The sequence below is a fragment of the Pseudomonas sp. RT4P38 genome (assembly GCF_054897765.1).
Genome location: NZ_CM142703.1, coordinates 2,315,247 through 2,338,637 on the forward strand (window position 1 = coordinate 2,315,247; position 23,391 = coordinate 2,338,637).

23 protein-coding genes, 1 tRNA gene and 1 pseudogene are annotated in these 23,391 nt (G+C 57.7%); 19 read left to right on the forward strand and 6 right to left on the reverse strand.

Translation table 11 applies throughout. From position 1 onward, the window contains the following. Window positions 1-90: 90 nt before the first annotated feature. From ACYZT7_RS10820 to ACYZT7_RS10850, 7 genes are all read left to right on the forward strand, one after another. A complete protein-coding gene (locus ACYZT7_RS10820) occupies window positions 91-621 on the forward strand; it encodes a hypothetical protein (protein WP_462041015.1) in 531 nt (176 codons plus the stop codon). 82 nt (window positions 622-703) lie between these two features. Next, the gene (locus ACYZT7_RS10825) at window positions 704-895 is read left to right on the forward strand and encodes a PLDc N-terminal domain-containing protein (protein WP_262169451.1); all 192 of its coding nucleotides are present in this window, start codon (window positions 704-706) and stop codon (window positions 893-895) included. 256 nt (window positions 896-1,151) lie between these two features. Then, entirely contained in the window at window positions 1,152-1,385 is a 234-nt protein-coding gene (locus tag ACYZT7_RS10830) for a hypothetical protein (RefSeq protein WP_462041016.1), read from the forward strand. Window positions 1,386-1,599: 214 nt separating this feature from the next. Beyond that, the gene (locus ACYZT7_RS10835) at window positions 1,600-1,941 is read left to right on the forward strand and encodes a ribonuclease E inhibitor RraB (RefSeq protein WP_059404670.1); all 342 of its coding nucleotides are present in this window, start codon (window positions 1,600-1,602) and stop codon (window positions 1,939-1,941) included. A gap of 397 nt (window positions 1,942-2,338) precedes the next feature. Beyond that, entirely contained in the window at window positions 2,339-3,748 is a 1,410-nt protein-coding gene (locus ACYZT7_RS10840; protein WP_462041017.1) for a circularly permuted type 2 ATP-grasp protein, read from the forward strand. Between the two features lie 12 nt (window positions 3,749-3,760). After that, a complete protein-coding gene (locus ACYZT7_RS10845) occupies window positions 3,761-4,711 on the forward strand; it encodes an alpha-E domain-containing protein (RefSeq protein ID WP_111450675.1) in 951 nt (316 codons plus the stop codon). After that, on the forward strand, window positions 4,708-5,517 hold the full coding sequence (locus tag ACYZT7_RS10850; protein WP_462041018.1) for a transglutaminase family protein: 810 nt from the start codon (window positions 4,708-4,710) through the stop codon (window positions 5,515-5,517). The genes ACYZT7_RS10845 and ACYZT7_RS10850 overlap by 4 nt, the downstream gene beginning before the upstream one ends. Before the next feature lie 120 nt (window positions 5,518-5,637). On the opposite strand, the gene ACYZT7_RS10855 is transcribed toward ACYZT7_RS10850, so the two are convergent. After that, complete coding sequence (locus ACYZT7_RS10855; RefSeq protein WP_462041770.1) at window positions 5,638-6,459, reverse strand: c-type cytochrome; 822 nt, start codon at window positions 6,457-6,459, stop codon at window positions 5,638-5,640. Window positions 6,460-7,056: 597 nt separating this feature from the next. On the opposite strand from ACYZT7_RS10855, the gene ACYZT7_RS10860 reads away from it, so the two are divergent. From ACYZT7_RS10860 to ACYZT7_RS10870, 3 genes are all read left to right on the forward strand, one after another. Further along, window positions 7,057-8,262 (forward strand): acetyl-CoA C-acetyltransferase, encoded by a 1,206-nt coding sequence (locus ACYZT7_RS10860; protein ID WP_462041019.1) that lies wholly within the window; start codon window positions 7,057-7,059, stop codon window positions 8,260-8,262. Window positions 8,263-8,287: 25 nt separating this feature from the next. Further along, entirely contained in the window at window positions 8,288-10,432 is a 2,145-nt protein-coding gene (locus tag ACYZT7_RS10865) for a 3-hydroxyacyl-CoA dehydrogenase NAD-binding domain-containing protein (RefSeq protein ID WP_462041020.1), read from the forward strand. Between the two features lie 95 nt (window positions 10,433-10,527). Beyond that, window positions 10,528-11,250: an amidotransferase gene (locus tag ACYZT7_RS10870; protein ID WP_462041021.1), complete on the forward strand. Its 723-nt coding sequence runs from the start codon at window positions 10,528-10,530 to the stop codon at window positions 11,248-11,250. A gap of 98 nt (window positions 11,251-11,348) precedes the next feature. Here ACYZT7_RS10870 and ACYZT7_RS10875 read toward each other — a convergent pair whose 3' ends face one another. From ACYZT7_RS10875 to ACYZT7_RS10885, 3 genes are all read right to left on the reverse strand, one after another. After that, window positions 11,349-12,320 (reverse strand): magnesium and cobalt transport protein CorA, encoded by a 972-nt coding sequence (locus ACYZT7_RS10875; RefSeq protein ID WP_462041022.1) that lies wholly within the window; start codon window positions 12,318-12,320, stop codon window positions 11,349-11,351. Window positions 12,321-12,481: 161 nt separating this feature from the next. Beyond that, entirely contained in the window at window positions 12,482-13,204 is a 723-nt protein-coding gene (locus ACYZT7_RS10880; protein ID WP_462041023.1) for a 1-acylglycerol-3-phosphate O-acyltransferase, read from the reverse strand. 214 nt (window positions 13,205-13,418) lie between these two features. Continuing rightward, on the reverse strand, window positions 13,419-14,108 hold the full coding sequence (locus tag ACYZT7_RS10885) for a crotonase/enoyl-CoA hydratase family protein (RefSeq protein ID WP_462041024.1): 690 nt from the start codon (window positions 14,106-14,108) through the stop codon (window positions 13,419-13,421). Window positions 14,109-14,416: 308 nt separating this feature from the next. On the opposite strand from ACYZT7_RS10885, the gene ACYZT7_RS10890 reads away from it, so the two are divergent. The 9 genes and pseudogenes from ACYZT7_RS10890 (at window position 14,417) to ACYZT7_RS10930 (ending at window position 18,029) form a co-directional block, all read left to right on the forward strand. Further along, window positions 14,417-14,506, forward strand: a tRNA-Ser gene (locus ACYZT7_RS10890). 201 nt (window positions 14,507-14,707) lie between these two features. Continuing rightward, window positions 14,708-14,890, forward strand: coding sequence for a hypothetical protein (locus ACYZT7_RS10895; RefSeq protein ID WP_274073285.1), 183 nt, complete (start codon window positions 14,708-14,710; stop codon window positions 14,888-14,890). 23 nt (window positions 14,891-14,913) lie between these two features. After that, a pseudogene (locus tag ACYZT7_RS10900) lies at window positions 14,914-15,318 on the forward strand (serine hydrolase); the annotation flags it as partial. A gap of 112 nt (window positions 15,319-15,430) precedes the next feature. Next, the gene (locus ACYZT7_RS10905; protein WP_449644356.1) at window positions 15,431-15,751 is read left to right on the forward strand and encodes a YbjQ family protein; all 321 of its coding nucleotides are present in this window, start codon (window positions 15,431-15,433) and stop codon (window positions 15,749-15,751) included. A 144-nt stretch (window positions 15,752-15,895) separates the two neighbouring features. Continuing rightward, window positions 15,896-16,084, forward strand: a complete 189-nt coding sequence (locus ACYZT7_RS10910; protein WP_462041025.1) for a hypothetical protein — start codon at window positions 15,896-15,898, stop codon at window positions 16,082-16,084. 325 nt (window positions 16,085-16,409) lie between these two features. Next, window positions 16,410-16,781: a bacteriocin gene (locus tag ACYZT7_RS10915; protein WP_462041026.1), complete on the forward strand. Its 372-nt coding sequence runs from the start codon at window positions 16,410-16,412 to the stop codon at window positions 16,779-16,781. Between the two features lie 184 nt (window positions 16,782-16,965). Further along, window positions 16,966-17,394 (forward strand): glycine zipper domain-containing protein, encoded by a 429-nt coding sequence (locus ACYZT7_RS10920; protein WP_449644353.1) that lies wholly within the window; start codon window positions 16,966-16,968, stop codon window positions 17,392-17,394. 127 nt (window positions 17,395-17,521) lie between these two features. Then, window positions 17,522-17,710 carry a hypothetical protein gene (locus tag ACYZT7_RS10925; RefSeq protein WP_461973332.1) on the forward strand — a complete coding sequence of 63 codons (189 nt, stop codon included), beginning with the start codon at window positions 17,522-17,524 and terminating at the stop codon, window positions 17,708-17,710. A gap of 106 nt (window positions 17,711-17,816) precedes the next feature. Beyond that, window positions 17,817-18,029: a hypothetical protein gene (locus ACYZT7_RS10930; protein WP_462041027.1), complete on the forward strand. Its 213-nt coding sequence runs from the start codon at window positions 17,817-17,819 to the stop codon at window positions 18,027-18,029. 142 nt (window positions 18,030-18,171) lie between these two features. On the opposite strand, the gene ACYZT7_RS10935 is transcribed toward ACYZT7_RS10930, so the two are convergent. Together ACYZT7_RS10935 and ACYZT7_RS10940 are read right to left on the reverse strand one after the other, a co-directional pair. Beyond that, the gene (locus tag ACYZT7_RS10935; RefSeq protein ID WP_462041028.1) at window positions 18,172-18,603 is read right to left on the reverse strand and encodes a DUF6896 domain-containing protein; all 432 of its coding nucleotides are present in this window, start codon (window positions 18,601-18,603) and stop codon (window positions 18,172-18,174) included. Continuing rightward, window positions 18,600-23,387, reverse strand: a complete 4,788-nt coding sequence (locus tag ACYZT7_RS10940; RefSeq protein ID WP_462041029.1) for an RHS repeat-associated core domain-containing protein — start codon at window positions 23,385-23,387, stop codon at window positions 18,600-18,602. Before ACYZT7_RS10940 ends, ACYZT7_RS10935 begins: the two co-directional genes overlap by 4 nt. Window positions 23,388-23,391 lie beyond the last annotated feature (4 nt).

The window sequence follows — 23,391 nt, forward strand, 5'->3', positions numbered from 1 at the left end:
CAATCCCGACCCTGCTCGCGCACAGGAATTGCGGGGCGTAATGCGCTATCCTTCGCGGCTTCAAAATTCCCTCGCTACAGGATTCCGCCCATGAAAGCCGCACTCGTCGAACTCATCAGCAAAATAAGCTCCGGGTGCATGAGCGATGACGAAATCCTGAAAGTCGCTGACGAAGCGGCCCAGGCCTACGCCAATCCAGAGGCTTTTCTGACGGCCAATCCGGATATCAACTACGACGACACGTTCCCGATTCCGCTGGGGGAGTGGGTAGTCGTGGGCAGCCTGCCGGAAACCGTGCTGTTCCAGGCTGACACGTACATGGATCTGTTCGCCCAGATCGTCGCCTCGTTCGGGCCCGGCGTTGATTTCAACATCAAACCCAAGCAACTGGCCAAGACCGAAGCCCTGACCGCGCTCAATCGCATTCAGGTGCAGATGAGCAGCATGAACAAGGAAAACGGCGGCTACGTGCTGATGAACTTCAGTCAGCTGCTCGACGACGAACTGCAAGTGGTGCTGGTCTACGGCAGCGACGTGCCGCGCGTGCTCGAGTTGTGCGCCGAAGTCGGCATCACTGCCGCACCGTCCCTGGAAGCCCTGAAAGTGGCGATCCACGTCTGAAGCCTACAAGGCGCCAATAAAACGGAACCGTCGCAATGGCCGGCTATCCTAAGAGTGCATACCACTCTTAGGGAGCGTCACCATGGGTTCCACGTTCAACGGTCTGATTGGCCTGATTATTCTTGCCCTGGACATCTGGGCCATCATCAACGTGCTGAAAAGTGGCGCCACCACCGGGATGAAAATCGTCTGGGTGCTGTTGATCCTGCTGCTGCCGGTCCTGGGCCTGATCATCTGGGCCATCGCCGGGCCGCGGGGCAACGTGCGAATCTGATTGCATTCCCGCTACTAGAACCCGGAAATCCACATCGGCGCTTTCGCCTTGCCGCAATTCGTCCTGCGGCTGTGAACAAACCTAGCAACGACTGATAGCACGCAGGTCGGAAAGGGTCGCTCCGGTGTAAAACACGTCGGAGGCGACCCTTTTTTCATGCTTCACTTATAGAGAGAGGGTCCGGTTGAACGATTGGCCGGGGTACAAGGTCGAGATAGTGGTAAACCCATCCGCGGGTTTTACCAAGGAGGCACCGATGCAAAAGTGGAAAGTCACTTTCGTTGATGATCACGGTGAGCAAGTTGACGAGGTGTTCGAGAGCGATGAATGCCCAAACAGCGAGCAAGCCGCGAAACTCATTCGCGCCCGGCGTCTGCCTGTGGCTGCCGAACTGGACCTCAACGATCTGGAAGGGCGCGCCGATGATCCGACTGTCAAAAATCTGAAAAACCAGTGCAGCATTGAAATCCTCGGCATTACTCCCGTCTGACACTTACCTCGGCACATTCACAACCAGGCCTTGGCAGCGGCTCTATCTAGGGGCTACTCTGCAAACGAGATCAGCGAACGGATCGCTAAGGTCTGGTCTTGTCAGCTACATGCTTGCTTCCCACCGGCAATGTTGTTGCCGCATCGCTCGCCCCATTCGGTTGCGAGTGCCGGGAATACGGAAAGTCTATCCATCAATCTGAGGGGGACGATTCATGAGCACAGCCTATCAAGAAGACATCAGCAGCAGCGTGTTGCGCCGCATGAAAGAAGGCGGTTTCGACTTTTCACGATTCCATCCCATCGAGTTCTACGCCATTTTCCCGGACGAGGAGCGGGCGCGCAGGGCGGCGGGGCATTACTGTGGTGAATCCTTGAATGCACAAATCAGCGTGCGCGACGACGGCGCGTGGTACCTGGAACTGAGCAAAGTGATGTACGCCACCTATGACGGCATCGGCGACTTTGAGCAGGATTTCGAGGCGGTGGTCGAGCCATTGGGCGGCATCATCGAAGGATGGGGCGTCAAGCAGGAGGTACGAGGGCTACTCGCATAACCTTATGAACAGTAACAACACTCAGCAACGGCTGACCTCAGGGTTGGCCGTTTTCGTTTTTGCGGAATAGAAAACGCCCCCGGCAAAACCCTGAAACAAGAATCCGGCACAAAAAAAACCGCCTGAGCAGGCGGCTAAAGGGAAGTTCATCAAGATTTTCAGCGAATGCGCGGATTATCCGCATCGACTCCCGGGCAGTGAAATCAACTCTGACTATGCTGGTGATAGGCGACAACATTGCTTCGCAATGAAGCGGGGGCGATCAGGTGGGGGCATTTACCGCACAGGATTGGTGCGGTGCGTGCAGTTCGATTATCCAACTGATTGATATCAAAGCGTTTATGCCGATGGCACGGGCTTTGCGAAGCCCAGATGTCCGGGTGACAAGGAGTACGGCATGATCCGCACCTATTTTGATGAGATGTACGATGCCGGCGGCCAGGTCCGCCCGCATTATCGGGAGTTTTCCCGTTGGCTGGCCGAAACGCCTGACGAGCTTTTGGCACAACGGCGACGCGAGGCCGATCTGTTATTTCATCGCGCCGGGATTACATTCACGCTCTATGGTGATGAGCAAGGGACAGAGCGCCTGATTCCCTTCGACACCATCCCCCGCAGCATCCCTGCCAGTGAATGGCGAGTTGTCGAGCGCGGCTGCATTCAGCGGGTCAAGGCGTTGAACATGTTCCTCGCCGACCTTTATCACGAGCAACGCATTATCAAGGCCGGCATCATCCCGGCCGAGCAGGTGCTGGCCAACGAGCAATACCAGTTGGCGATGCAAGGGCTGAATCTGCACCGCGATATCTATTCGCACATTTCGGGTGTCGATCTGGTGCGCGATGGCGACGGCACGTACTACGTGCTCGAAGACAATCTTCGTACACCGAGTGGCGTCAGCTACATGCTCGAAGACCGCAAGATGATGATGCGACTGTTCCCCGAATTGTTTGCGGCGCAGCGCATTGCCCCCATCGACCATTATCCGAACCTGTTGCTCGACACCCTGAAAAGCTCCAGCCCGATCGATAACCCGAGCGTGGTGGTGCTGACCCCTGGCCGGTTCAACAGCGCGTTTTTCGAGCATGCGTTTCTGGCTCGGGAGATGGGCGTTGAACTGGTGGAAGGTGCGGACCTGTTCGTGCGTGACGACAAGGTCTTCATGCGCACCACGGACGGGCCGAAAGCCGTCGACGTGATCTACCGTCGCCTCGACGATGCGTTCCTCGATCCGCTGGCGTTCAACCCGGACTCGATGCTTGGCGTTCCAGGGCTGCTGTCGTCCTACCGTTCCGGCAACGTCGTGCTGGCGAATGCCATCGGTACCGGGGTCGCAGACGACAAGTCGGTGTATCCATTCGTCACGGACATGATCCGTTTCTACCTGGATGAAGAGCCGATTCTGAAGAACGTGCCGACGTGGCAGTGCCGTAATCCCTCCGAACTGTCCCACGTACTGGCCAATCTTCCGGATTTGGTGGTCAAGGAAACCCAGGGCTCCGGCGGTTACGGGATGCTGGTGGGGCCGGCGGCGACGGCGGCGGAAATCGAGTCATTCCGCGCGCGCATCAAAGCCAAGCCCCATGCGTACATCGCGCAACCGACGTTGTCGCTGTCGACCTGTCCGACCTTTGTCGAAAACGGCATCGCTCCACGCCACATCGACCTGCGTCCGTTTGTATTGTCTGGCCGCGAAACCCGGGTTGTGCCCGGCGGTTTGACCCGTGTCGCCTTGCGCGAAGGCTCCCTGGTGGTGAATTCCTCCCAGGGTGGCGGAACCAAGGACACCTGGGTGGTCGAGGATTGAAGGAAGCCTGCCATGTTAAGTAGAACTGCCTCGGATTTGTATTGGATGTCGCGTTACCTGGAGCGGGCGGAAAACCTCGCACGGATGCTCGACATCAGTTATTCGCTGTCGCTGATGCCACAGGATGGCCGCGGTGATGGCCTGCACGAACTCGCCATGCCGTTGCTGATTACCGGCACCCTGGACGATTACCTGGAGCGCCACGGCGAATTGCACGCCGAACGGCTGCTGCATTTCTTCGCCCTGGACGCGGCCAACCCGGCGAGTATCTACAGCTGCCTCGGCGCCGCGCGGGCCAGTGCCCATGCGGTGCGTGGGCGAATCACCGCGGACATGTGGGAAAACATCAATGCCACCTGGCTGGAAATTCGCGGGATAGCCGATCAAGGCTTGAGTCGCTACGGCATGAGCCGTTTCTGCGAGTGGATCAAGGAACGTTCCCACCTGTTCCGCGGCGCATCCTACGGCACGATCATGCGTAACGATGCGTTCCGTTTCATTCGCCTGGGGACGTTTATCGAAAGGGCTGACAACACATTGCGCCTGCTGGATGCCCGCTACGAAATGGCCGGCGATCAGGCCGAAGCGGTCAGCGATGGCACGGCGCACGCTTACTACCAGTGGAGTGCTTTGCTAAGGGCGTTGTCCTCTTTCGAGGCCTACACCGAAATCTACCGCGACGCCCCCGGCGCCCGGCATGTGGCAGAACTGCTGCTGTTGCGGGCCGATGTCCCGCGTTCCCTGCGCGCCTGCACCGAAGAAATCGACCAGATCCTCGCCCAACTGCCAGGGGCTAACGGTCGTCCCGCGCAACGCCTGGCCGCGGAAATCGACGCACGCTTGCGCTACACCGGCATCACCGAAATTCTCGACGAAGGCCTGCACGCCTGGCTGACCGAGTTCATCCCGCTGGTGCGCCAGTTGGGCAACGCCATTCACAGTTCCTACCTGGAGGCTGCATGAGACTTTCCATTAGCCACGAGACCACCTATCACTACGAAGATCAGGTGCGGGCGAGCATCCAGTATTTGCGACTGACACCTCACGACAGCGAGCGCCAGCATGTGCTCAGCTGGCAACTCGACTTGCCGCGCCCGGTGCGCGCGCAACTCGATCCGTTCGGCAACATCCTGCACGTGCTGACCATGGACGAGCCCCACGAGGCGATCATCATCGGCGCGCGTGGGCAGGTGGACATCGACGAATTGCGTGAGGCGGAGCATGAAAGCCAGTCGGCGCTGCCGTTCCTGCGTTTCACGCGCCTGACCGAGCCCGATGAAGCACTGCGCGCTTTTGCCGAAAAAGAATGCAAACAACGCCGGGATCGCACAGCGCTGATCGACTTGATGCATGGCTTGAACCAGCACATGACCTACACGCCGGGCTCCACCGAAGTGGACACCAGCGCCGCTCAGGCCTTCGCCGGGCGTTCGGGCGTCTGCCAGGACCACACCCACGCGTTTCTCGCCTGCGCTCGCAGCCTGGGCATTCCGTCGCGTTATGTGTCGGGCTATTTGTACAGCGAGAACAGCGAACACCTGGCCAGTCACGCCTGGGCAGAAGCCTGGCTCGATGACGCCTGGTACAGCTTCGACGTGACCAATGAATTGGCGCGGCCGGAGCGTCATCTGAAACTGGCGGTGGGCCTGGATTACCTGGATGCCTGCCCGGTGCGTGGCATGCGGCGTGGCGGTGGTAGCGAGCAGATGCATGCGAAAGTGTTTGTTTCGCCGACCCCGACCCCGCTTATCTCTGTCCAGCAGCAGTAATCCGATACACCGCAACCCCCTGTAGGAGCGAGCTTGCTCGCGATGGCGCCTGTTCAGTCAGAACTGCTGCGACTGACACACCGCCATCGCGAGCAAGCTCGCTCCCACAGGGGGGCAGTGTCAGGGCGTAACTTTTCGGCCAGCCATGTGCTTCAAATACCCCACCAACCTCTCCAGATCCCCGTCCGGCAACACCGTTACCGAGAACCCGGGCATCTTCGCCTGCGGCCACTGGCGCAAACTCTGCGGATCACGAATGTAGCGCTTAAGGAAATCCGCGCCGAAGTACTCGGTGGGGTTAAACGGAATATTCAGATCAGGCCCGAACTGCGCATCCCCGGCACCATTCAATCGATGACACGCCAGGCAATTCTTCTGAAACAGCGCAAAGCCCTTGTTCACCGGATCGTCGGCCTTAAGCGCCGGATCGGGCAGCAGGGCAGGGAAGCGCTCGGCCACCGGTGCCATGCGCTTGATGCTCGCCACCTGGAATGGCCATTGCTCGGGGCTGATGTCGCCCGCCTGCGGATCGGTCCAGACCAGATAGAACGGTCCGGCGCCGGGCTTGCCTTCCGACAGCGCTGGCCACGGCTTGGTGGACTCTTCAATTGCCAACCATGCACGCGCACCCTGGGTATTGAGCAGCGGCGCCGCCGACAGTTCTGCGGCAAAACCATCCAGGGCAACAGCCTGTAAATGATCTTCAGGCTTGATGCCGGTCAACAACGCCGCCACCGGAACAGCGCGATAGCTCATGTCCCGTTTGTAAGACACGTCGTTACTGATCGTGATGGTCTGAACCTGAGGATGCTTGAGCAACTCCTCGGTTTGCCAGGTGCGACTGCTCGCGCCCAGCTCAAGGTTCAGCTGTGCGGCAGACAGAGGCGTGCTGAGCAGCAAGGCCCCGAACAGAATGAGCGTTTTCAAGTGATCGCCGTCCATGTCGTGGAAGTGCCGCAAAGGTTGGCACACCCACGCTGGCCCGGGTAGCGAGCCAGTCACATTTTTAGAGGGCGATATAAAATCTGGCGCCGTATTTTTTATTGACCGACTAGCCGATCACCTTGGTCAGGTTCGGCAAAATCAACAACAGCGTAGTGGCGAATAGAATGAGCCCGGCTTGACGTACTTTCGATTGTTTGAACATGGCTTGACCGCCTTTATTGTTATTTCCTGATGCCTGCCTGCATTTCTCCATGACGACAGAGCATTGCACTTCCTGTTTGACGAGCGCCTCGGCAAAACCCGACGACAACTTCGTACAAGTTCACCTTAGAGCCCGCGTCACGCTTGGTTTAGATCCATTTCGTATGGGATTCATATAAATTTCGCTTAAAAAGGCATGAGGCCTATTGCCAGCTTCTTGGGCGCCCGTTGGCTAGACAGCTTGGTGTCCTGAATCGGTTAAACCGGTGGTTGACTACCGTCCGTCTGAGCGTGACCGTCAATGTCAGTGAGCGTTGCGGTCATTGAATCCATGGGCGCTCGGCCTAAGAGTGGGGACTCTGTATTTACTCCCCGCCCAGGTTCGAGGACGTCATGACCCAAGCTTTGATTTTCGACGCGTTACGCACGCCCCGCGGCAAAGGCAAGGCCAATGGCACCTTGCACAGCGTCAAACCGGTGAACCTGGTAGCCGGGCTGCTCACGGCGCTGCAACAGCGCACTTCCCTCGACACCCGTCAGGTCGACGATGTGGTGCTTGGTTGCGTGACGCCCATCGGCGACCAAGGCTCAGACATTGCCAAAAGCGCGACCCAGGTGGCCGATTGGGACGTCAGTGTGTCGGGTTTACAGATCAATCGCTTCTGCGCATCGGGGCTGGAGGCGGTGAACCTCGGGGCGATGAAAGTGCGTTCCGGCTTCGAAGACCTGGTGGTGGTCGGCGGCGTCGAGTCCATGTCCCGCGTGCCAATGGGCAGCGATGGCGGCGCTTGGGCACTGGACCCGCAAACCAATCTTCACAGCCATTTCACCCCTCAGGGCGTGGGCGCTGACCTGATCGCCACGCTGGAGGGCTTCAGCCGTCAGGACGTCGATGCTTATGCGCTGCACTCCCAGCAAAAGGCTGCGCGGGCAAGGGCCGATGGTTCGTTCAACAAGTCGCTGGTGCCGGTGCAGGACCAGAACGGCATCATCCTGCTCGATCACGATGAATTCATCCGCGCCGAATCGACCCTGGAAGGCTTGGGCAAGCTCAAGCCGAGCTTCGAAATGATGGGGCAAATGGGCTTCGACGCCACCGCGATTCGGGTCTACAGCCATGTCGAGCGGATCAACCACGTGCACACCCCGGGCAATAGCTCCGGCATCGTCGATGGCGCGGCGCTGATGCTGATCGGTTCCGAGGCCAAGGGTCGGGCGTTGGGCTTACAGCCACGGGCGCGGATCGTCGCCACCGCAGTTACCAGTACCGATCCGACCATCATGCTCACCGGGCCCGCACCGGCTACCCGCAAGGCATTGGCCAAGGCCGGGTTGCGGGTCGAAGACATCGACCTGTTCGAGGTCAACGAAGCCTTCGCCTCGGTGGTGCTGAAATTCATCAAGGACATGGCGATCGACCCGGACAAGGTCAACGTCAACGGCGGCTCCATCGCCATGGGCCACCCGCTGGGTGCCACCGGCTGCGCAATCCTCGGCACGTTGCTCGATGAACTGGAAACCCGGCGTCTGCGCTATGGCCTCGCGACGCTGTGTGTCGGCGGCGGCATGGGCATTGCCACCATCATCGAACGCCTCTGAGCCCCGACCTTAAGGAACAAGTGACATGACCGAAGCCATTCGTTACGAAAAAGGGCAGGACCAGATCGTCGTCCTGACCATCGACATGCCGGGACAGAGCGCCAACACCATGAACGCGGTCTACCGCGAAGCCATGGCCGCGTGTGTTGCCAGATTGGTTGCCGACAAAGACACCATCGCCGGCGTGATCATCACCTCGGCCAAGAAAACTTTCTTCGCCGGTGGCGACCTCAATGAACTGATCAAGGTCGGCAAGCCTGAAGCCAAAGCCTTCTATGACAGGGTGCTGACGCTCAAAGGGCAGCTGCGAACTTTGGAAACCCTCGGCAAACCGGTGGTTGCGGCCATCAACGGCGCCGCGTTGGGCGGCGGTTGGGAAATCTGCCTGGCGTGCCATCACCGGGTTGCGCTGGATGATTCTTCGGTGCAACTCGGCTTGCCGGAAGTGACCCTCGGCCTGCTGCCGGGTGGCGGCGGGGTGGTGCGCATGGTGCGGATGCTCGGCATTGAAAAAGCTTTGCCGTACCTACTCGAGGGCAAGAAAGTCCGGCCGCAGCAGGCGTTGCGGGCAGGGTTGATTGATGAGCTGGCGACGGATCGTGATGAACTGCTGGCCAAGGCTCGCGCCTGGATTATCGCCAATCCTTCGGTCGTGCAGCGCTGGGACGTGAAGGGTTACCGGATTCCGGGTGGTACGCCGTCGAACCCGAAAGTCGCGCAAATGCTGGCCATCGCGCCGTCGATCCTGCGCAGCAAAACCCAGGGCTGCCTGCCCGCGCCAGAGAAAATCCTCTGCGCCGTAGTGGAAGGTGCTCAGGTGGATTTCGACACTGCGCACCTGATCGAAACCCGTTACTTCACCGAATTGACCACCGGGCAGGTGGCGAAAAACATGATTGGCACGTTCTGGTTTCAGCTCAATGAGATCAATGCCGGTGGCTCGCGGCCCCAGGGTTTTGCGCCTTACGTGACGCATCGCGTGGGTGTGCTGGGCGCCGGCATGATGGGCGCCGGTATCGCCTTTGTCAGCGCGTCGGCCGGCATCGACGTGGTGCTCAAGGACATCAATCTTGCGGCAGCGCAAAAGGGCAAGGCGCATTCGGCGGTGCTGCTGGACAAGAAGGTTGCTCGTGGCCAATTGAGTGCTGATCAGCGCGATGCAACGCTGGCGCGCATTCACCCCACTGAAAGCCATGCCGATCTGGCCGGTTGCGATCTGATCATTGAAGCGGTGTTTGAAGATCGCGATCTGAAAGCCAACGTCTCTTCGGCTGCGCAAAAAGTCGTTGGCCCGGACGCGGTGATTGCCTCCAACACGTCGACCTTGCCGATCAGCGGCCTCGCTACCGCCGTGCCGGATCAGAGCAAGTTCATCGGTCTGCATTTCTTCAGCCCCGTGGAGAAAATGCCGCTGGTGGAAATCATCAAAGGCGCCCACACCAGCGACGAAACCCTGGCTCGCGGGTTCGATTTCGTCTTGCAAATCAAGAAAACGCCGATTGTGGTCAACGACAGTCGTGGCTTCTTCACCTCGCGGGTCTTCGGCACGTTCACCAACGAAGGCATCGCCATGCTGGGCGAAGGCGTGAGCGCGCCGATGATCGAGACCGAAGCGCGCAAGGCGGGCATGCCGATCGGACCTCTGGCGATCTCCGACGAAGTTTCCCTCAGCCTCATGAGCCATATCCGCCAGCAAACCGCCAAAGACCTACAGGCAGAAGGGAAGCCGCTGATTGAGCACCCGGCGTTCGCCGTGATTGACGTGCTGCTCAACGAATACAAGCGTCCTGGCAAGGCTGCTGGAGGTGGTTTTTACGATTACCCGGCCGGTGGCCAGAAGCATTTGTGGCCGGAGTTGAAAACCCGTTTCGAGAAGGCTGACGGGCAGATTTCGCCGAAGGACGTGCGTGATCGGCTGCTGTTCGTGCAAGCCATCGAAACCGTGCGCTGCGTGGAGGAAGGTGTGCTGACCTCGACGGCGGACGCCAACGTCGGTTCTATCTTCGGTATCGGCTTCGCCGCTTGGACCGGCGGCGCGCTGCAGTTCATCAACCAGTACGGGGTGAAAGACTTCGTCGCCCGCGCCCAATACCTGGCGGAGCAATATGGCGAGCGATTCGCACCCCCTGCACTGCTGCTGGAAAAAGCGGCCAAAGGGGAGGCCTTCTAAGGGACGTATGACGCCTTCCGGGGCTTGCCTTGTCAGGGTGTTTCAAGGCAGGCTCAGGGGTGTGCATTATTCCCATCAAGTGTCAGGTATTTTTTATGTCGTTACGCATCTGCATTCTGGAAACCGACATCCTGCGTCCGGAACTGGTCGATCAATATCAGGGTTACGGGCAGATGTTCCAGCGTCTGTTTTCGCAGCAACCCATCGCTGCCGAGTTCACCGTGTACAACGTGATGCAGGGCGAATATCCCGGCGATGAGCTGACCTTCGACGCCTATCTGGTCACTGGCAGCAAGGCCGATTCCTTCGGCACCGACCCGTGGATTGAAACCCTCAGGACTTACCTGCTGGCCCGCTACGAGCGCGGCGACAAACTGTTGGGCGTGTGCTTCGGCCATCAACTGTTGGCGCTGCTGCTGGGTGGCAAGAGCGAACGTGCACCCCAAGGCTGGGGCGTCGGCACCCACAGCTACAAACTCGCCGCCAAGGCGCCGTGGATGAGCCCGCTGAGGGAAGAGCTGACCTTGTTGATCAGCCACCAGGATCAGGTCACCGCGCTACCGGAAAATGCCACGGTTATTGCTTCCAGCGAATTCTGCCCGTTTGCTGCGTATCACATCAACGATCAGGTGCTGTGCTTCCAGGGGCATCCGGAATTCATTCACGATTACTCGCGCGCGCTGTTGGATATTCGTCAGCAAGCGCTGGGCGAGCAGATTTATTCGAAAGGTATGGCGAGCCTTGAGCACGAGCATCACGGCACTACCGTTGCCGAGTGGATGATGCGGTTTGTGGCGCACAAGCCAGAACCTGTTTAAACCTTGAAAAGCTTCGCGGGCAAGCCTCGCTCCTACAGGTCACCGCAATCCGTAGGAGCGAGGCTTGCCCGCGAATTTCACGCACGACTCGGTATTGGCTATAACCACCCGGACTTCTTGAAGCTCACCCACAAACTGACGCACCCTACACCGATAAACCCCAGCACCCCGAAATACCCGTAATGCCACATCAATTCCGGCATGTTCTGGAAGTTCATCCCGTATATCCCGGCCACCGCCGTCGGGAACGCCAGAATCGCCGCCCACGCCGCAAACTTGCGCTGCACCACGCTTTGGCGTGACGCCTCCAGCAACACCCCAACCTCAATGGTCTGGCTGGCAATATCCGCCAGGGTCGTCAGGTCTTCCATCTGCCGCGTGACGTGGATCTGCACATCGCGAAAGTACGGGCGCATGTTCTTGTCGATGAACGGAAAGCTCAGGTTCTGCAGTTCCTCACTGATCTCCACCATCGGCGCCGCAAACCGGCGCAAGCGCAATACATCGCGGCGCAGACTGTGGAGTTTTTGAATGTCGCGCTCGTTCAGGGAGCTACACATTACGCTGCTCTCCAGCTCATCGATCTCTGCATGGATCGCTTCGCCCATTGGCTGGTAGTTTTCGATCACGAAGTCGAGGATGGCATAGAGTACGAAATCTTCCCCGTGCTCCAGCAACAGTGGACGCGCCTCACAACGCTGTCGGACATGAGCGTAGGACGCCGAGTGGCCGTTGCGTGCGGTAATGATGTAACCGTTGCCGGCAAAGATGTGAGTCTCGATGAACTGCAGTTTGCCTTCATGCCGGATCGGCGAATACGTGACGATGAACAGCGCGTCGCCGAAGGTTTCCAGTTTCGGTCGACTGTGTTTTTCCAGGGCGTCTTCGATGGCCAGTTCGTGCAGGTTGAACTGGCGTTGCAGGTTGTACAGCTCCTGAGCGTTCGGCTCTTCGAGGCCGATCCAGACAAAGTGGCCAGGCTTTGCAGCCCAGGCAGCGCCTTCGTCGAGGGTGATATTGGTGACTTTCTTACCGGCGCTGTAAACCGCAGCAGCAACAACTCTACCCATGATGGTGATTCACTTCTTATTGGTAGCTTTCTATTAGCAAAGATGGCAGTGGCAGGCGGTGTTCAGCTTAACCCTGTCTGCTGCTTGAGAGTCAGCAAAATCTGCGGAGTTCGTAGGCAAAGCTTGCAGGCGAAAGAAAACCCGCACTGGGCGGGTTTCTTTTACGCGGCTTGCAGTTGCCGATCCATTGACGCGATGCACTCGCGCATCTGTTCGCGGCACTGGGCAATCAGCAGCGGCATGTCATCCAGGCTCAATCCAGCCGTAGGAATCGCCGGCAGCGAGCGAATCAGAATCTTCCCACTGCGCCAGCGGTTCAAGCGCATGTGTTTAACGTAACTGCTGACACACACCGGAACGATCGGCACCCCGGCGGCAATGGCCATTTGAAAGGCGCCTTTCTTGAACGGCAGCAACTCTTCGCCCAGGTTGCGCGTGCCTTCAGGAAAGACCCAGATCGAGGTGTCTTCATTTTGCAGCGTGTGGGTCGTGGTCATCATCGACTGGCGCGCTTTCTGCGCATTGCCGCGATCGATCAGCACGTTGCCTGCCAGCCAGAACAACTGACCAAACAGCGGCACCCACTTCAGACTCTTCTTGCCGATACACACGGTGCGGGGGGGTACCACGTTGCCGAACACAAACAGATCGTAGTTGGACTGGTGGTTGGCGATGATCACGCAGCTGTCGGGTTTATCCATCAACGGTCCGACGTCGGCCTTCACCCGCAGACGCAAAATGCACATCGCCGGCCATGCATAAAGACGCGCGCACAAACGGCTGTTGTCCGGATTAAATGGTCGGCACAGACCGAGAATCACCCCGAGCACACCGGCCAGAATAAAGTGCAGGCCCATCAATAACATACGAAACACAAAGAGCATTTACAGGCCCCACCGGGACAAAAGGTGGCGCAGTGTACGGATGTGCACTGTTTTCGGCAATTGCCGCTATAGAGGTGGGAGATAGGCGATGTTTGAGCGCATGTTTCCGACTTATGAGTCAGACGCGACCTAGAGCGGTTGTAGGCTTTTCAACAGGGTGCGTAAGAAAAAGCCCGACACGACGGTCGGGCTTTTCGGTTTTTCAGATTTGGGCTTAAACCAAATGCTCCTGATCCTGGATGATCGCGTGGTCCAGCGTCTCCAGCAGCGCTTTGCGCACTTTCAACTTGGTGTTTTTGTGAGCAGTCATGTTGATCTTCTTCAACTGACGAGCCGCCGCCAGCGCCGCGCCCTGCAACTCTTCGGCCGACACCACCAGATCGAGGAAACCGGCATCCACGGCGCTCTGCGGATTAAACATCTCACCGTTGATGACGGAGCGGTGGAACGCCGACTTGCGCAGGCGATCACGGGCTAGCTCGATACCGGCGTGGTGCATGGTCATGCCGATCTGCACTTCGTTCAGACCAATGCTGAACGGACCGTCGACACCAATGCGATAATCCACCGACAACAGCAGGAACGCGCCCTTGGCCACCGCATGCCCAGGGCACGCCACGATCACCGGGAACGGGTGCGACAACAGACGACGAGCCAGCGTCGAACCGGCAGTCACGAGCGCAACGGCCTCTTTAGGGCCGGAGGTCATCACCTTCAAGTCATAACCGCCCGACAGAATCCCGGGCGTACCGGTAATGATCACCACCGCACGATCAGTCACCGCCTGATCCAGCGCAGCGTTAAACGCAGCAATCACGTCCGGGGAGATGGCATTGACCTTGCCATTGCTCAAGGTCAGGGTCGCGATACCGTCTTCGAGATGGTAGGAAATCAACTCACTCATGACGCTATTCCTTTGAATAAAGTAGGGCAGACGTTACCCACCGCCGTAGGCCAGGTAAAGCGCCGTGACTGACCACCCAGTCACCCTTTTCCCGCCCAGCGAGCATCGCCCGCCACGCCAGCCGCGCATTCCCCTCTATATAGAAGCGGGGCGCGACGCCGGAGATTGGCCGGTTTGCCATGGCCCGGAACTCACCGGAACGACTAAATCGCTAACCGCATGAAAATTCTGAAAAAAATATTTGCCATCGGAAAAGCTTTCGACTACATTAGCGCGCCTCGACAGACAGAACATGTTTGAAGAGATACGGTGAAGTGTCCGAGTGGCTTAAGGAGCACGCCTGGAAAGTGTGTATACAAGAAATTGTATCGAGAGTTCGAATCTCTCCTTCACCGCCAAATTCGATGTAACCAAAACCCCTGATTTCGAGAGAAGTCAGGGGTTTTGTGGTTTCTGGTGTCTGGATTTCGTGTATGGCAATGTTACGTTTCGGAAGGGGTATTTGGTGCGCCTTTAGGGTACAAAATGAATCAACGGGCAAGGCACATGACGCGGCCCATTATCTGGATGGACGCACGCACGTTATGCAGGAATTCACCATGAAACAGGCCGAACTGGAAAAGGTTCACGTGGAGATCGTCAAGCTGATGGCTGAGCAGCGCAAGCTGAACGCCGAAGCCGGGAAGATGACCCGTGAAACTTTTTGGTATCCGGTGGCTGTGGCGACTGGGTTGATTGGCACGGTGGCCACTGTCACCGCAGTGTTGGTCAAGCTGCTCTAATACTTTGGGCCGTCCACCTGATGCTGCGCAAAGACATCGATGCGATCAGCTTCGTCCCGCTCGGCACAAAGACGTCGATAACTTGGGATCAATCACTCGCGGCCACTTACACCGATGGCATTTTAGTGATGCACCGCGGGAAAGTTGTCTACGAGCGTTACTTCGGCGTGCTGAAACCTGCGGGCCAGCACGCGGCAATGTCGGTGACCAAGTCCGTGATCGGCACGTTAGGGGCCATGTTGGTGGCGGAAGGGCAAATCGACGCGAACAAGCTTGTCGCCGATTACGTCCCTGAACTCGCGAGCTCTGCGTTTGGCAGTGCCACTGTGCGTCAGGTGCTCGATATGACGACCGGCCTCAAATACAGCGAGAACTACGCCGACCCGAAAGCCGAGATGGTAATTGTTCGCTACGCCTCGCATCCTGTTGCCAGTAATTCGGCCAACGATCCGGTCACCTTGCCGGCGTTTGATGCGTTGGCTCAACATCTGTCCAGGTTGCCTTGAGTAAATATCCGCGGGCCATGAACAAGGAAATTTAATGATCACCACCACAACCCACACCATCGAAGGCCGGCAAATCACTGCCTATCTGGACATCGTCAGTGCCGAGTCGGTGCAGGGTGTCAACGTTATGCGCGATATGTTCGCCGGGATGCGGGATTTTTTCGGTGGACGCTCTCAGACATTGGAGCGGGCGTTGAAGGACGCACGAATTCAGGCAACCGACGAGCTCAAGGAGCAGGCGCGGGCGCTTCAGGCCGATGCGGTGGTGGGGCTTGATTTTGAGATCAGCATGCCTGCCGGGAAGGGCGGGATGGTGGTGGTGTTTGTGACCGGGACGGCGGTAAAACTGCGGTGAGTGAAGCAAGGGGCCATTCGTCGGGCATGCAACAATCTGAATTACAAGTCCAGTAATGACCGACTAGTCTCAGAATCCTGGGTGGTCGATATTTTTTTGGCAAATTGGGCTTGCCGGTGTCGACCCTTTTGAGAGGGGAAAGGTATGACTGATCCGTATATCGAAGAGGAAGGGGCAGAGTTTCCGATCAACAATTGCGTCCAGTGTGGCCAAACGGAGTATGTGGCAGGCTTTGGTGAAGACCCGGTCCAAAACAACAAATTGAAATCTGCGGTGCGCCGAGGGCCCAAGGCGAAGTTTATGCCCAAGGTGGCGGCGCCTGCCAGGAAGTAACTATCAACCGTACAGACCCCCGCCATTGAGCGGGGTTTTCATTTTCATGAGGTTGGCTCCTGGGATTTCGACTACAGGTACATCACTAGCTGTTGGTAAATTTTTTTCACAAACTTTTCACACCTACCTGCGTAGGCTCAACTCATCCGTTAGAAAGCAGTACCTGGCCCGTTCCCCAGCGGGCTTTTTTTTGCCTGTCATAAAACCTTTTCTATAAACGCTGTCCAACCGTCGCCTATAGCGAGGTTGAACCCGTGCGTGTCTGGTCCTCTAAAGCATTCAATCTCGCCCCTTTCGGTTACCCCTATTTTTTGAGGTTTTTGTCATGCGTTTAACACTGCCTGCTCTGGTTCTGGGGCTTTTGGTTGCTCAAGGTGCGATGGCTGCTGGTGACGGCACTGCCGCGATCGGTGGTGGTTTGGGTGGCGCGCTGGGCAATGTGGTCGGCCAGAGAATGGGCGGCAGCACCGGTGCAGCGATTGGTGCGGGTGTCGCGGGCGCGGCCGGCAGCGCTGTTGCCGCACGCAAAGGCAGCCGCACTAAAGCAGCCATTGGTGGTGGTGTCGGCGCGGCTGGCGGTTCGGTGATCGGCAACAGCCTGGGCGGCAAGACCGGTTCCACCATCGGCGCAGGCTTGGGCGGCGCATTGGGCGGCGGCGTTGGCAGCAACCTGGCCAAAGGGCACAAGCGTCACTGATCCTGATCGATAAGTTTAAAACGCCCGGCTTGAATGCCGGGCTTTTCGTGTCTGGATGTTTCTTCCTCATACTCTTCAGGTCTACAGCTGTCCAACGATCAGCGCTGACGTGGGGAAAAAGATAGACTCACGCCATCCGTAACGCGTTCTCTTACCCCCGATACGGAATTTAGAGGTTCATATCATGCGTTTGACATTGTCCACGTTGGTTCTGGGACTTTTGGTCGCTCAAGGTGCAATGGCAGCCGGTGACGGCACCGCTGCAGTTGGCGGTGGTATTGGCGGTGCGCTAGGTAACGTGGTCGGCCAGCAAATGGGCGGCAGCACGGGTGCCGCGATTGGCGCCGGATTGGGCGGCGCGGCAGGTAGCGCGGTCGGCGCAAACAAAGGCAGTCGCACAGAAGCGGCGATTGGCGGTGGTTTGGGGTCGGCGGGTGGCTCGGTGATCGGCAACAGCCTCGGCGGTTCTACCGGTTCGACCATTGGCGCAGGTTTGGGCGGTGCGGCGGGTGGGGCAGTCGGCAACAACTTGGGTAGCGACAGCGGCAGTTCGCACTCCGGTAGCGGCCACAAGCATAAGCATAAAAACAAGCATAAAAACAAACATCACTGATTCGACATCCGCTACACCAGAAACCCGGCCCAGCGCCGGGTTTTTCTTTTTTGGTAGTAGGACTCTGGAACGTTTGGTCGTAGGTCGCCTCGAACTTCATACACCCCAGAACGTTGTGAGGCATGCCATGACTCCTAAAACCGAAGGCAAGGAAGAAAAAGGCCCGAGCGGGCTTCCGTTTATAAACGATCCCGGTAACGAAGACCCTGGCTCGCTGATGGATGACGCAACGGTGCCGCTCAACGATTCCGATGATGCAGGCGATGTCGGAAATATCGAGTTTGAAGACGAGGAAGAGGACCAGGACGACGATTGACCATGCTTTGCGACAGGCTCGACCGATCGTCTCTCTGATCGAACGCATGCATGGCGCAATCCTCGAAATATCAGGGCCTGCTTTTCAGGCCCTCAAGAGGTGCTTTATGAACGCTGATCCGAAAGACGCCGACATCGACGAAACCCCGGAATATCCATTGCCTTCACCGACCGATTCCCTGAGTCGCGATCAACGTCCGCCTGACGACGACACTGCTGTGGAGCAATTGCCATCTGAGGAAGTGAAGCGTGGGAACGTGGACGCTGACCCTGAAGACCCGGACATCGCTGGTGATGACGGCTCAAACGAACCCAGTTGAACATATGAGTGGGAGTGGTGGGAGTTCGGGAGGAAGGACGGTGGGAAGCTGGTATGAGTGGTTTGGGTGGTTGAAATCCACTACCCCTAGCACCTCATGCTAGGGGGCGTGTGTTTCAACGGGACCCCGAATATCTAGTCAGTTAATTAAAAGTAACGTTGTTTTTAAAGAAATAAAGCTCACCTGTAGAATTTGACATTCTTTCAACTTTTCCTAGAGCGACATATTGTTTGAATTCAGTCTCCAAAACGGCTTTGTCAGTATATTTTTTGTATTTTAATGGCAGTTCGCAAGCAAAAATATAAAGTCTCCAAACATCAAACCCGTCTGTCCTGCCTTCAGGCCCGTAGTCAAAATCTATACAGAGCTCAGGAAAATAAACAGCACAGCCAACTCCGTGTAGCTCATATGTTATGTCGCCAACCACGGTTCCACATCGCTCTATTTTATTGGTGCGCCACAGCCTTAAAATGCATCGAGTGCCGAACTTTTCTTCGAGCAAAGAGGTGGCTTTTTCGACCATCGAAAGAAAGTCGAATATGAGTTGCTCAAGACTCTCGTTCCTGTAGTTCATCTTCTTCGAAGCTCCAGCCTGTCATGCCCAACGTTGCTTGCGGACTCTATAACGTCATCAATATTGTTCAGAGTTCCTCTATGGCCTGCGATATCTCTCACAAGTTTAATGATCACTCTTGTTGATGTCTGCCTTGCTGCTGTTGCACGGTGATGTCCATCAAGGATATAGAGCTTGCCGTCATTTTCGGCGACATCTATCGGGAAATTCGCGTCGAAACCAGTTTCACGCATATCCTTTGCGATATTTTCTACACGCTTAGTTGAACCTTTGCCAGATAACGAATGCGTTCTAAATAAACTGCTCGGGTCAACGTCATGTATCAGGGAAGGCAGATCTGGCTCACCCTCATCAACCTTAACCTTCCCAACCGGATCCTCACCCCCAAACGCCGGCCTCTTACACCCATCCCCCCCAGGACACTCACTCAACCCCAGAGGATCAACCCACCCCGTCGGGTTCCGCGTGTACTGATACCCGTTCAACCCACCCGCTAACCTACTCGGGTCCGGTGTCAGATACCGTCCAACATCCGGATTGTAGTAGCGATGCCGGTTGTAGTGCAGGCCCGTCTCCGCGTCGAAATACTGCCCCTGAAACCTCAACGGCTGATCAAGCACTTGGTGAGTGTCGCGGTTGAGGCGGGTCAGGCGGCCATACGCTGTGTATCGGGCGGCCCAGATGATGTCGCCGCTGTAGTCGGTGAGTTCTTGTGGCGTACCGAGGTGGTCGAGTTGGTAATAGAACGGACAAGCCTGGCGTGGGCCTTTGCCGTCGAGCATGGCGAGTGGGCGGAAGGTGCCGGGTTCGTAGAGGTAGCTGCGGTGGTGTTCCTTGCTGCTTTCAGCGACGAGGTTGTCGCCCTGCCAGAAGAATTCGGTGGTGTTGCCATCGACAGTTTTGGCGATGCGGCGGCCGAAGGCGTCGTAGCGGTAGGTGGCCTGATTGCCGTTAGGGAGTGTGGCGCTGATCAACCGATGTTGGCAGTCGTAACGGTACTCGGTGACCAGTTTTTGTGCGGTGCCGCGGCGCTCGCGGATCAGGTTTCCAAAGGCGTCGTAATCGTAATGGCGGTCGCCTTGTATCAATAGGCGATTGCCTTTGGCGGTGGTCGGGCCTGGACAATCTTGCATCACCAGGTTTCCGGCCGGGTCATGGGCGAAGCTTTCGGGCTGTTGGTCGCGGGAGTGGCGGACGCGGATCAGGCGGTTCAGTGGGTCGTAGTCGTAGCGGCGTTGGCCGTGACGAGTGTCGGCAATGCTGTCGAGATTGCCGTTGGCGCTGTAGGCATAGTCGCGGCGATACAGCGGTTGTTGCTGTTGGCTGACGGCGTGGGCTTTCAGGCGACCCTGATCGTCGTAGGCATATTCGCTGAGCAACAGGCCTTGCTCGCGTTGCTGTTCGCGACCGGAGGCGAAGTGGTGAGTGGTGAGCCGGGCGCCGTTGAGGTCGATCGCGGTCAGCGCACCGCCCTTGGCGTGGTGGTAGTCGAGTTTGCTGTTGTCCGGCAGGCGCAGGTGGTTGAGTTGGCCGCAGGCGTCGTAGCCATAACGCAGCGTGCCCCAGCCCTGATGTTCGGTGATCAGGCGATCCTGTGGGTCGTACTCGAATTCCAGCGGATGGTCATGGCCGTCGTCGACGCTGATCAGGCGACCGAGGCTGTCGTAGCGGTATTCAACCTTGATGCCGTCGGGCAGGGTTTTAACCAGCAAGCGTCCAGCCGAGTCCCGCTCATAAACCGTGACCAGTTGAGAGCCGTCATCACCGAACTCGGTTTTCTCCAGCAGATGGCCATTGAGGTCGTAGGCATACGCCGTGCGTTGGCCATCGAAACCGGTTTCCTGTCGGATCAATCCGTTGGGTGTGTAGTCCAGTCGATAGTGTTCGCCGGATTCATTTTCGATTTCCGTCAGCAGTAGCTGCGCGTTGTCGTAGCGATAACGCACTTGCGTTCCGTCAGGGTTGATCCGGCGACTGACCAGATGCAGGTCATCGTCGTACTCAAAACGGGTGACGCGCCCCAGTTCATTGCGTTCGGCGGTGATCTTGCCGTAGGCGTTGTAGCTGAAAGCGCGGCTGGCGCCCGTGGGAAGAATCGTCTGGATCAGACGTCCGACAGCGTCCCATTGGTATTGAGTGGCAGCGCCGTGTTCGTCCTGACGGGTAATCTGCCGACCCAAAGCGTCGTAGGAAAACCGCCGCTGACCACCGTCCGGCAACGTTTCCTGGAGCAGTTGTCCTAATGCATTCCACCCGAAGACATGCCGACTGTTGTCTGGATAACGGATCGACAGCACCCGTCCTTGAGCGTCGTAGTGATGGTGAGTGACATGGCCGTCAGGATCGGTCGCTTCCGTGACGTCACCCTGAACATTGCGCTGATACTTCCATACCGCTTTTCCGCAATACCGCGCGTACAGGAAACCATTACGATATTCGTAGGACTTCGGCTCGTCTTCGGGTGGAATCAGCGCAATCAGCCGTCCGATCTCGTCATAGCGGTATTGGGTTATTGCCCCCAGCGGATCCTGTTCGCTCAGCAACCGACCGTTGTCGTCGTAAGCCTTAAGGTGTTCTGCGCCATTGGGTTCGACCCGACGCACCAATCGCGCCTGTTCGTCGTGCTCGTAAACCTCCTCGCTGCCGTCGGCGTTTTTAACCACCACACTGCCGTTGTCATCCCAGACATACCGCGTGTCCATCTGCGAAAACGACGCCCAATGGCGGACGCATCGGGCAGCTTTACCGGACCTTTCCCACTCCCAGTAGAAACTTGCTCCACCGGCCAATTGCCGTTGCAGAATCACGTGCTGCTCGTCGTAGTCGTACCGTTCGCTTTCGCCGGCGGCATTGGTCGCTTCGATCAAGCGCTGACAAGCGTCGTAGCGGTAGGCAACCAGTGTTTGCTCGGTACGCCAGGCGTCTTCCAGGGTCTCGGCCGGATGAAAGCTTTGATACTCGACGGCAACTATGTGTCGGCGCTCATAGCGCAACAGCAGGGAACGCCCGACGCCGTTGTCGAGGCGCTTGATCCTGTCAGAAGTGTCCCGCAGCACCGTCAGCCGATTGCCATAGGCATCGCTGATGGCCGTCAGACGTCCTGCGCGAAAGTGAAAGAACCGCGCTTTTTCACCGGCCAGAGCGAGGACCAGTTCTTCCGGTTCGTCCCCCAGATAAATCGCCGCTCGCGACAGGCTGTTATGAATCGCCGGGCGCTCGACACTCGGAAGAGGAAAAGTCGTACGACGGTTTTCGTGGTCGGTCCAGACGACCTGTGCTCCATCAATATCCAGCCGATGTGCGAGGGAATGACTCCAGCCGAATCCGAGCCCGCAATCGATCTCCACAGCACTGGTGCGATAGAGCCGAGTGAAGTCGAACGGCAAAATCCCGTCCAGCGAACCGTCGGTGAGGGTCAACAGTTCTTCGCCCGTAACCATCGATACCGGACAGCCGTTGGTACAGGTCAACGGTCCGCAATCGGCGCTGTCGCCGTTGGGGTTTTTCGCCTGATCGGGAGCATCGTCGCGATGCTCCTGACGAACCAGGCGAGTCATGGCCTCGGACTTTTCGCGAGCGATGGCGACCGGATTCTTTACCAGCACAACCGGTGCAGCCCCCGCGCTGATCTGCAGTGACACCGCGGGTGCGGGTTTCAGCGGAACATTCCGGGCGCTGACTGCGAGGGGTTTGAGTACGCCAGCGTGGGCGGTCAGGTCGGACTTGGCGGTCAGTTCGGCTAGCCGCAAACTCGCGGCCGCCAGCCAGTTCCGTGCTCGCTCCGACTTGACCTTGTTCAGCACCTTGGCGCTTATGCCAAGTTTCAGTCCTGTAGAACCTGTGAAGCGCGCCAACAGCAATCCGATCAATATTCCTGTACGAATTTCCGCCACGACCTCAGCGATATGCTGCGGCGGCAACATCCTCAGCCAACTGGTGATCGCCGCGAGATGAATGAACATCAACGGCTCGTCGCTCAGCATCAGCAACACATTGGCAATGCTCTCGGCCGAAGCGTCCAGCAGCGCTTCAAGTTCGACCTCGGTCAGGTACTCAAGGAGTTTTTCACTGTTGGCCCGCAGGTCCGTGATCAGGTCGTAAACCTGCTTCACGTCATCCCACAAACCGTTCAGCGAGTTCTCGAAACCGCGCCAGTCAGCCTGTTGCAGCATGCCGTAGCGTTTGGTGAAACCGGCCTCGGAAAACTCTGCCCACCGCGGTTGGAACTCGGTGGTCCATTCGTTGCGCAGCCAGCCTTCCAGTTCGCCGATCACGCCCTGATATGAGTCGTACAGCGCTTTGACATGCGCTGTGGAAACATTCGGAAAGAAGGTGATGCGATAACGCAGGTTGCGCTGGCAATCGGGGATCTCCAGAATGCCGCTGGGACCGATCTCGCGGTAGATCGGTTCGCCAAACATGCCTTCAGAGAGGTAAGGTTCAAGCATTACCGGCGTATTGCCGATCGGCACAAACCGCGCGGCATCGAACATGTGCACCAGGGTCAAAGAACCACTGACCGAGCACGAAGTGACTGTCGAGCTGACTGGCGTGGTGGGATTCTTCGGCGCGCTAAGACGGACGTCATTGCCGACCTTGAACACCTGCTCGACATCCAATGCCCTGCCGGTCCAGAAACTTTCAGCCCAGGCGTCGTAGTCATTGAGACACAGCCGAAAATCACCGAGCAGCGCTTCGACATTCGGCTGCTCAGGGTCCATGGCCGCGACCACCAGCAGCTCGATGGTGTTATTCAAGGCCAGGACCTTGTCAGGTACGAACATTCGC

What these genes read in the sequence shown, in the direction of transcription:
- ACYZT7_RS10820 (WP_462041015.1), top strand. Translation starts at nt 91, where the DNA reads ATGAAAGCCGCACTCGTCGAACTCATCAGCAAAATAAGCTCCGGGTGC.
- ACYZT7_RS10825 (WP_262169451.1), top strand. Translation starts at nt 704, where the DNA reads ATGGGTTCCACGTTCAACGGTCTGATTGGCCTGATTATTCTTGCCCTG.
- ACYZT7_RS10830 (WP_462041016.1), top strand. Translation starts at nt 1,152, where the DNA reads ATGCAAAAGTGGAAAGTCACTTTCGTTGATGATCACGGTGAGCAAGTT.
- ACYZT7_RS10835 (WP_059404670.1), top strand. Translation starts at nt 1,600, where the DNA reads ATGAGCACAGCCTATCAAGAAGACATCAGCAGCAGCGTGTTGCGCCGC.
- ACYZT7_RS10840 (WP_462041017.1), top strand. Translation starts at nt 2,339, where the DNA reads ATGATCCGCACCTATTTTGATGAGATGTACGATGCCGGCGGCCAGGTC.
- ACYZT7_RS10845 (WP_111450675.1), top strand. Translation starts at nt 3,761, where the DNA reads ATGTTAAGTAGAACTGCCTCGGATTTGTATTGGATGTCGCGTTACCTG.
- ACYZT7_RS10850 (WP_462041018.1), top strand. Translation starts at nt 4,708, where the DNA reads ATGAGACTTTCCATTAGCCACGAGACCACCTATCACTACGAAGATCAG.
- ACYZT7_RS10855 (WP_462041770.1), bottom strand. Translation starts at nt 6,459, where the DNA reads ATGGACGGCGATCACTTGAAAACGCTCATTCTGTTCGGGGCCTTGCTG.
- ACYZT7_RS10860 (WP_462041019.1), top strand. Translation starts at nt 7,057, where the DNA reads ATGACCCAAGCTTTGATTTTCGACGCGTTACGCACGCCCCGCGGCAAA.
- ACYZT7_RS10865 (WP_462041020.1), top strand. Translation starts at nt 8,288, where the DNA reads ATGACCGAAGCCATTCGTTACGAAAAAGGGCAGGACCAGATCGTCGTC.
- ACYZT7_RS10870 (WP_462041021.1), top strand. Translation starts at nt 10,528, where the DNA reads ATGTCGTTACGCATCTGCATTCTGGAAACCGACATCCTGCGTCCGGAA.
- ACYZT7_RS10875 (WP_462041022.1), bottom strand. Translation starts at nt 12,320, where the DNA reads ATGGGTAGAGTTGTTGCTGCTGCGGTTTACAGCGCCGGTAAGAAAGTC.
- ACYZT7_RS10880 (WP_462041023.1), bottom strand. Translation starts at nt 13,204, where the DNA reads ATGCTCTTTGTGTTTCGTATGTTATTGATGGGCCTGCACTTTATTCTG.
- ACYZT7_RS10885 (WP_462041024.1), bottom strand. Translation starts at nt 14,108, where the DNA reads ATGAGTGAGTTGATTTCCTACCATCTCGAAGACGGTATCGCGACCCTG.
- ACYZT7_RS10895 (WP_274073285.1), top strand. Translation starts at nt 14,708, where the DNA reads ATGAAACAGGCCGAACTGGAAAAGGTTCACGTGGAGATCGTCAAGCTG.
- ACYZT7_RS10905 (WP_449644356.1), top strand. Translation starts at nt 15,431, where the DNA reads ATGATCACCACCACAACCCACACCATCGAAGGCCGGCAAATCACTGCC.
- ACYZT7_RS10910 (WP_462041025.1), top strand. Translation starts at nt 15,896, where the DNA reads ATGACTGATCCGTATATCGAAGAGGAAGGGGCAGAGTTTCCGATCAAC.
- ACYZT7_RS10915 (WP_462041026.1), top strand. Translation starts at nt 16,410, where the DNA reads ATGCGTTTAACACTGCCTGCTCTGGTTCTGGGGCTTTTGGTTGCTCAA.
- ACYZT7_RS10920 (WP_449644353.1), top strand. Translation starts at nt 16,966, where the DNA reads ATGCGTTTGACATTGTCCACGTTGGTTCTGGGACTTTTGGTCGCTCAA.
- ACYZT7_RS10925 (WP_461973332.1), top strand. Translation starts at nt 17,522, where the DNA reads ATGACTCCTAAAACCGAAGGCAAGGAAGAAAAAGGCCCGAGCGGGCTT.
- ACYZT7_RS10930 (WP_462041027.1), top strand. Translation starts at nt 17,817, where the DNA reads ATGAACGCTGATCCGAAAGACGCCGACATCGACGAAACCCCGGAATAT.
- ACYZT7_RS10935 (WP_462041028.1), bottom strand. Translation starts at nt 18,603, where the DNA reads ATGAACTACAGGAACGAGAGTCTTGAGCAACTCATATTCGACTTTCTT.
- ACYZT7_RS10940 (WP_462041029.1), bottom strand. Translation starts at nt 23,387, where the DNA reads ATGTTCGTACCTGACAAGGTCCTGGCCTTGAATAACACCATCGAGCTG.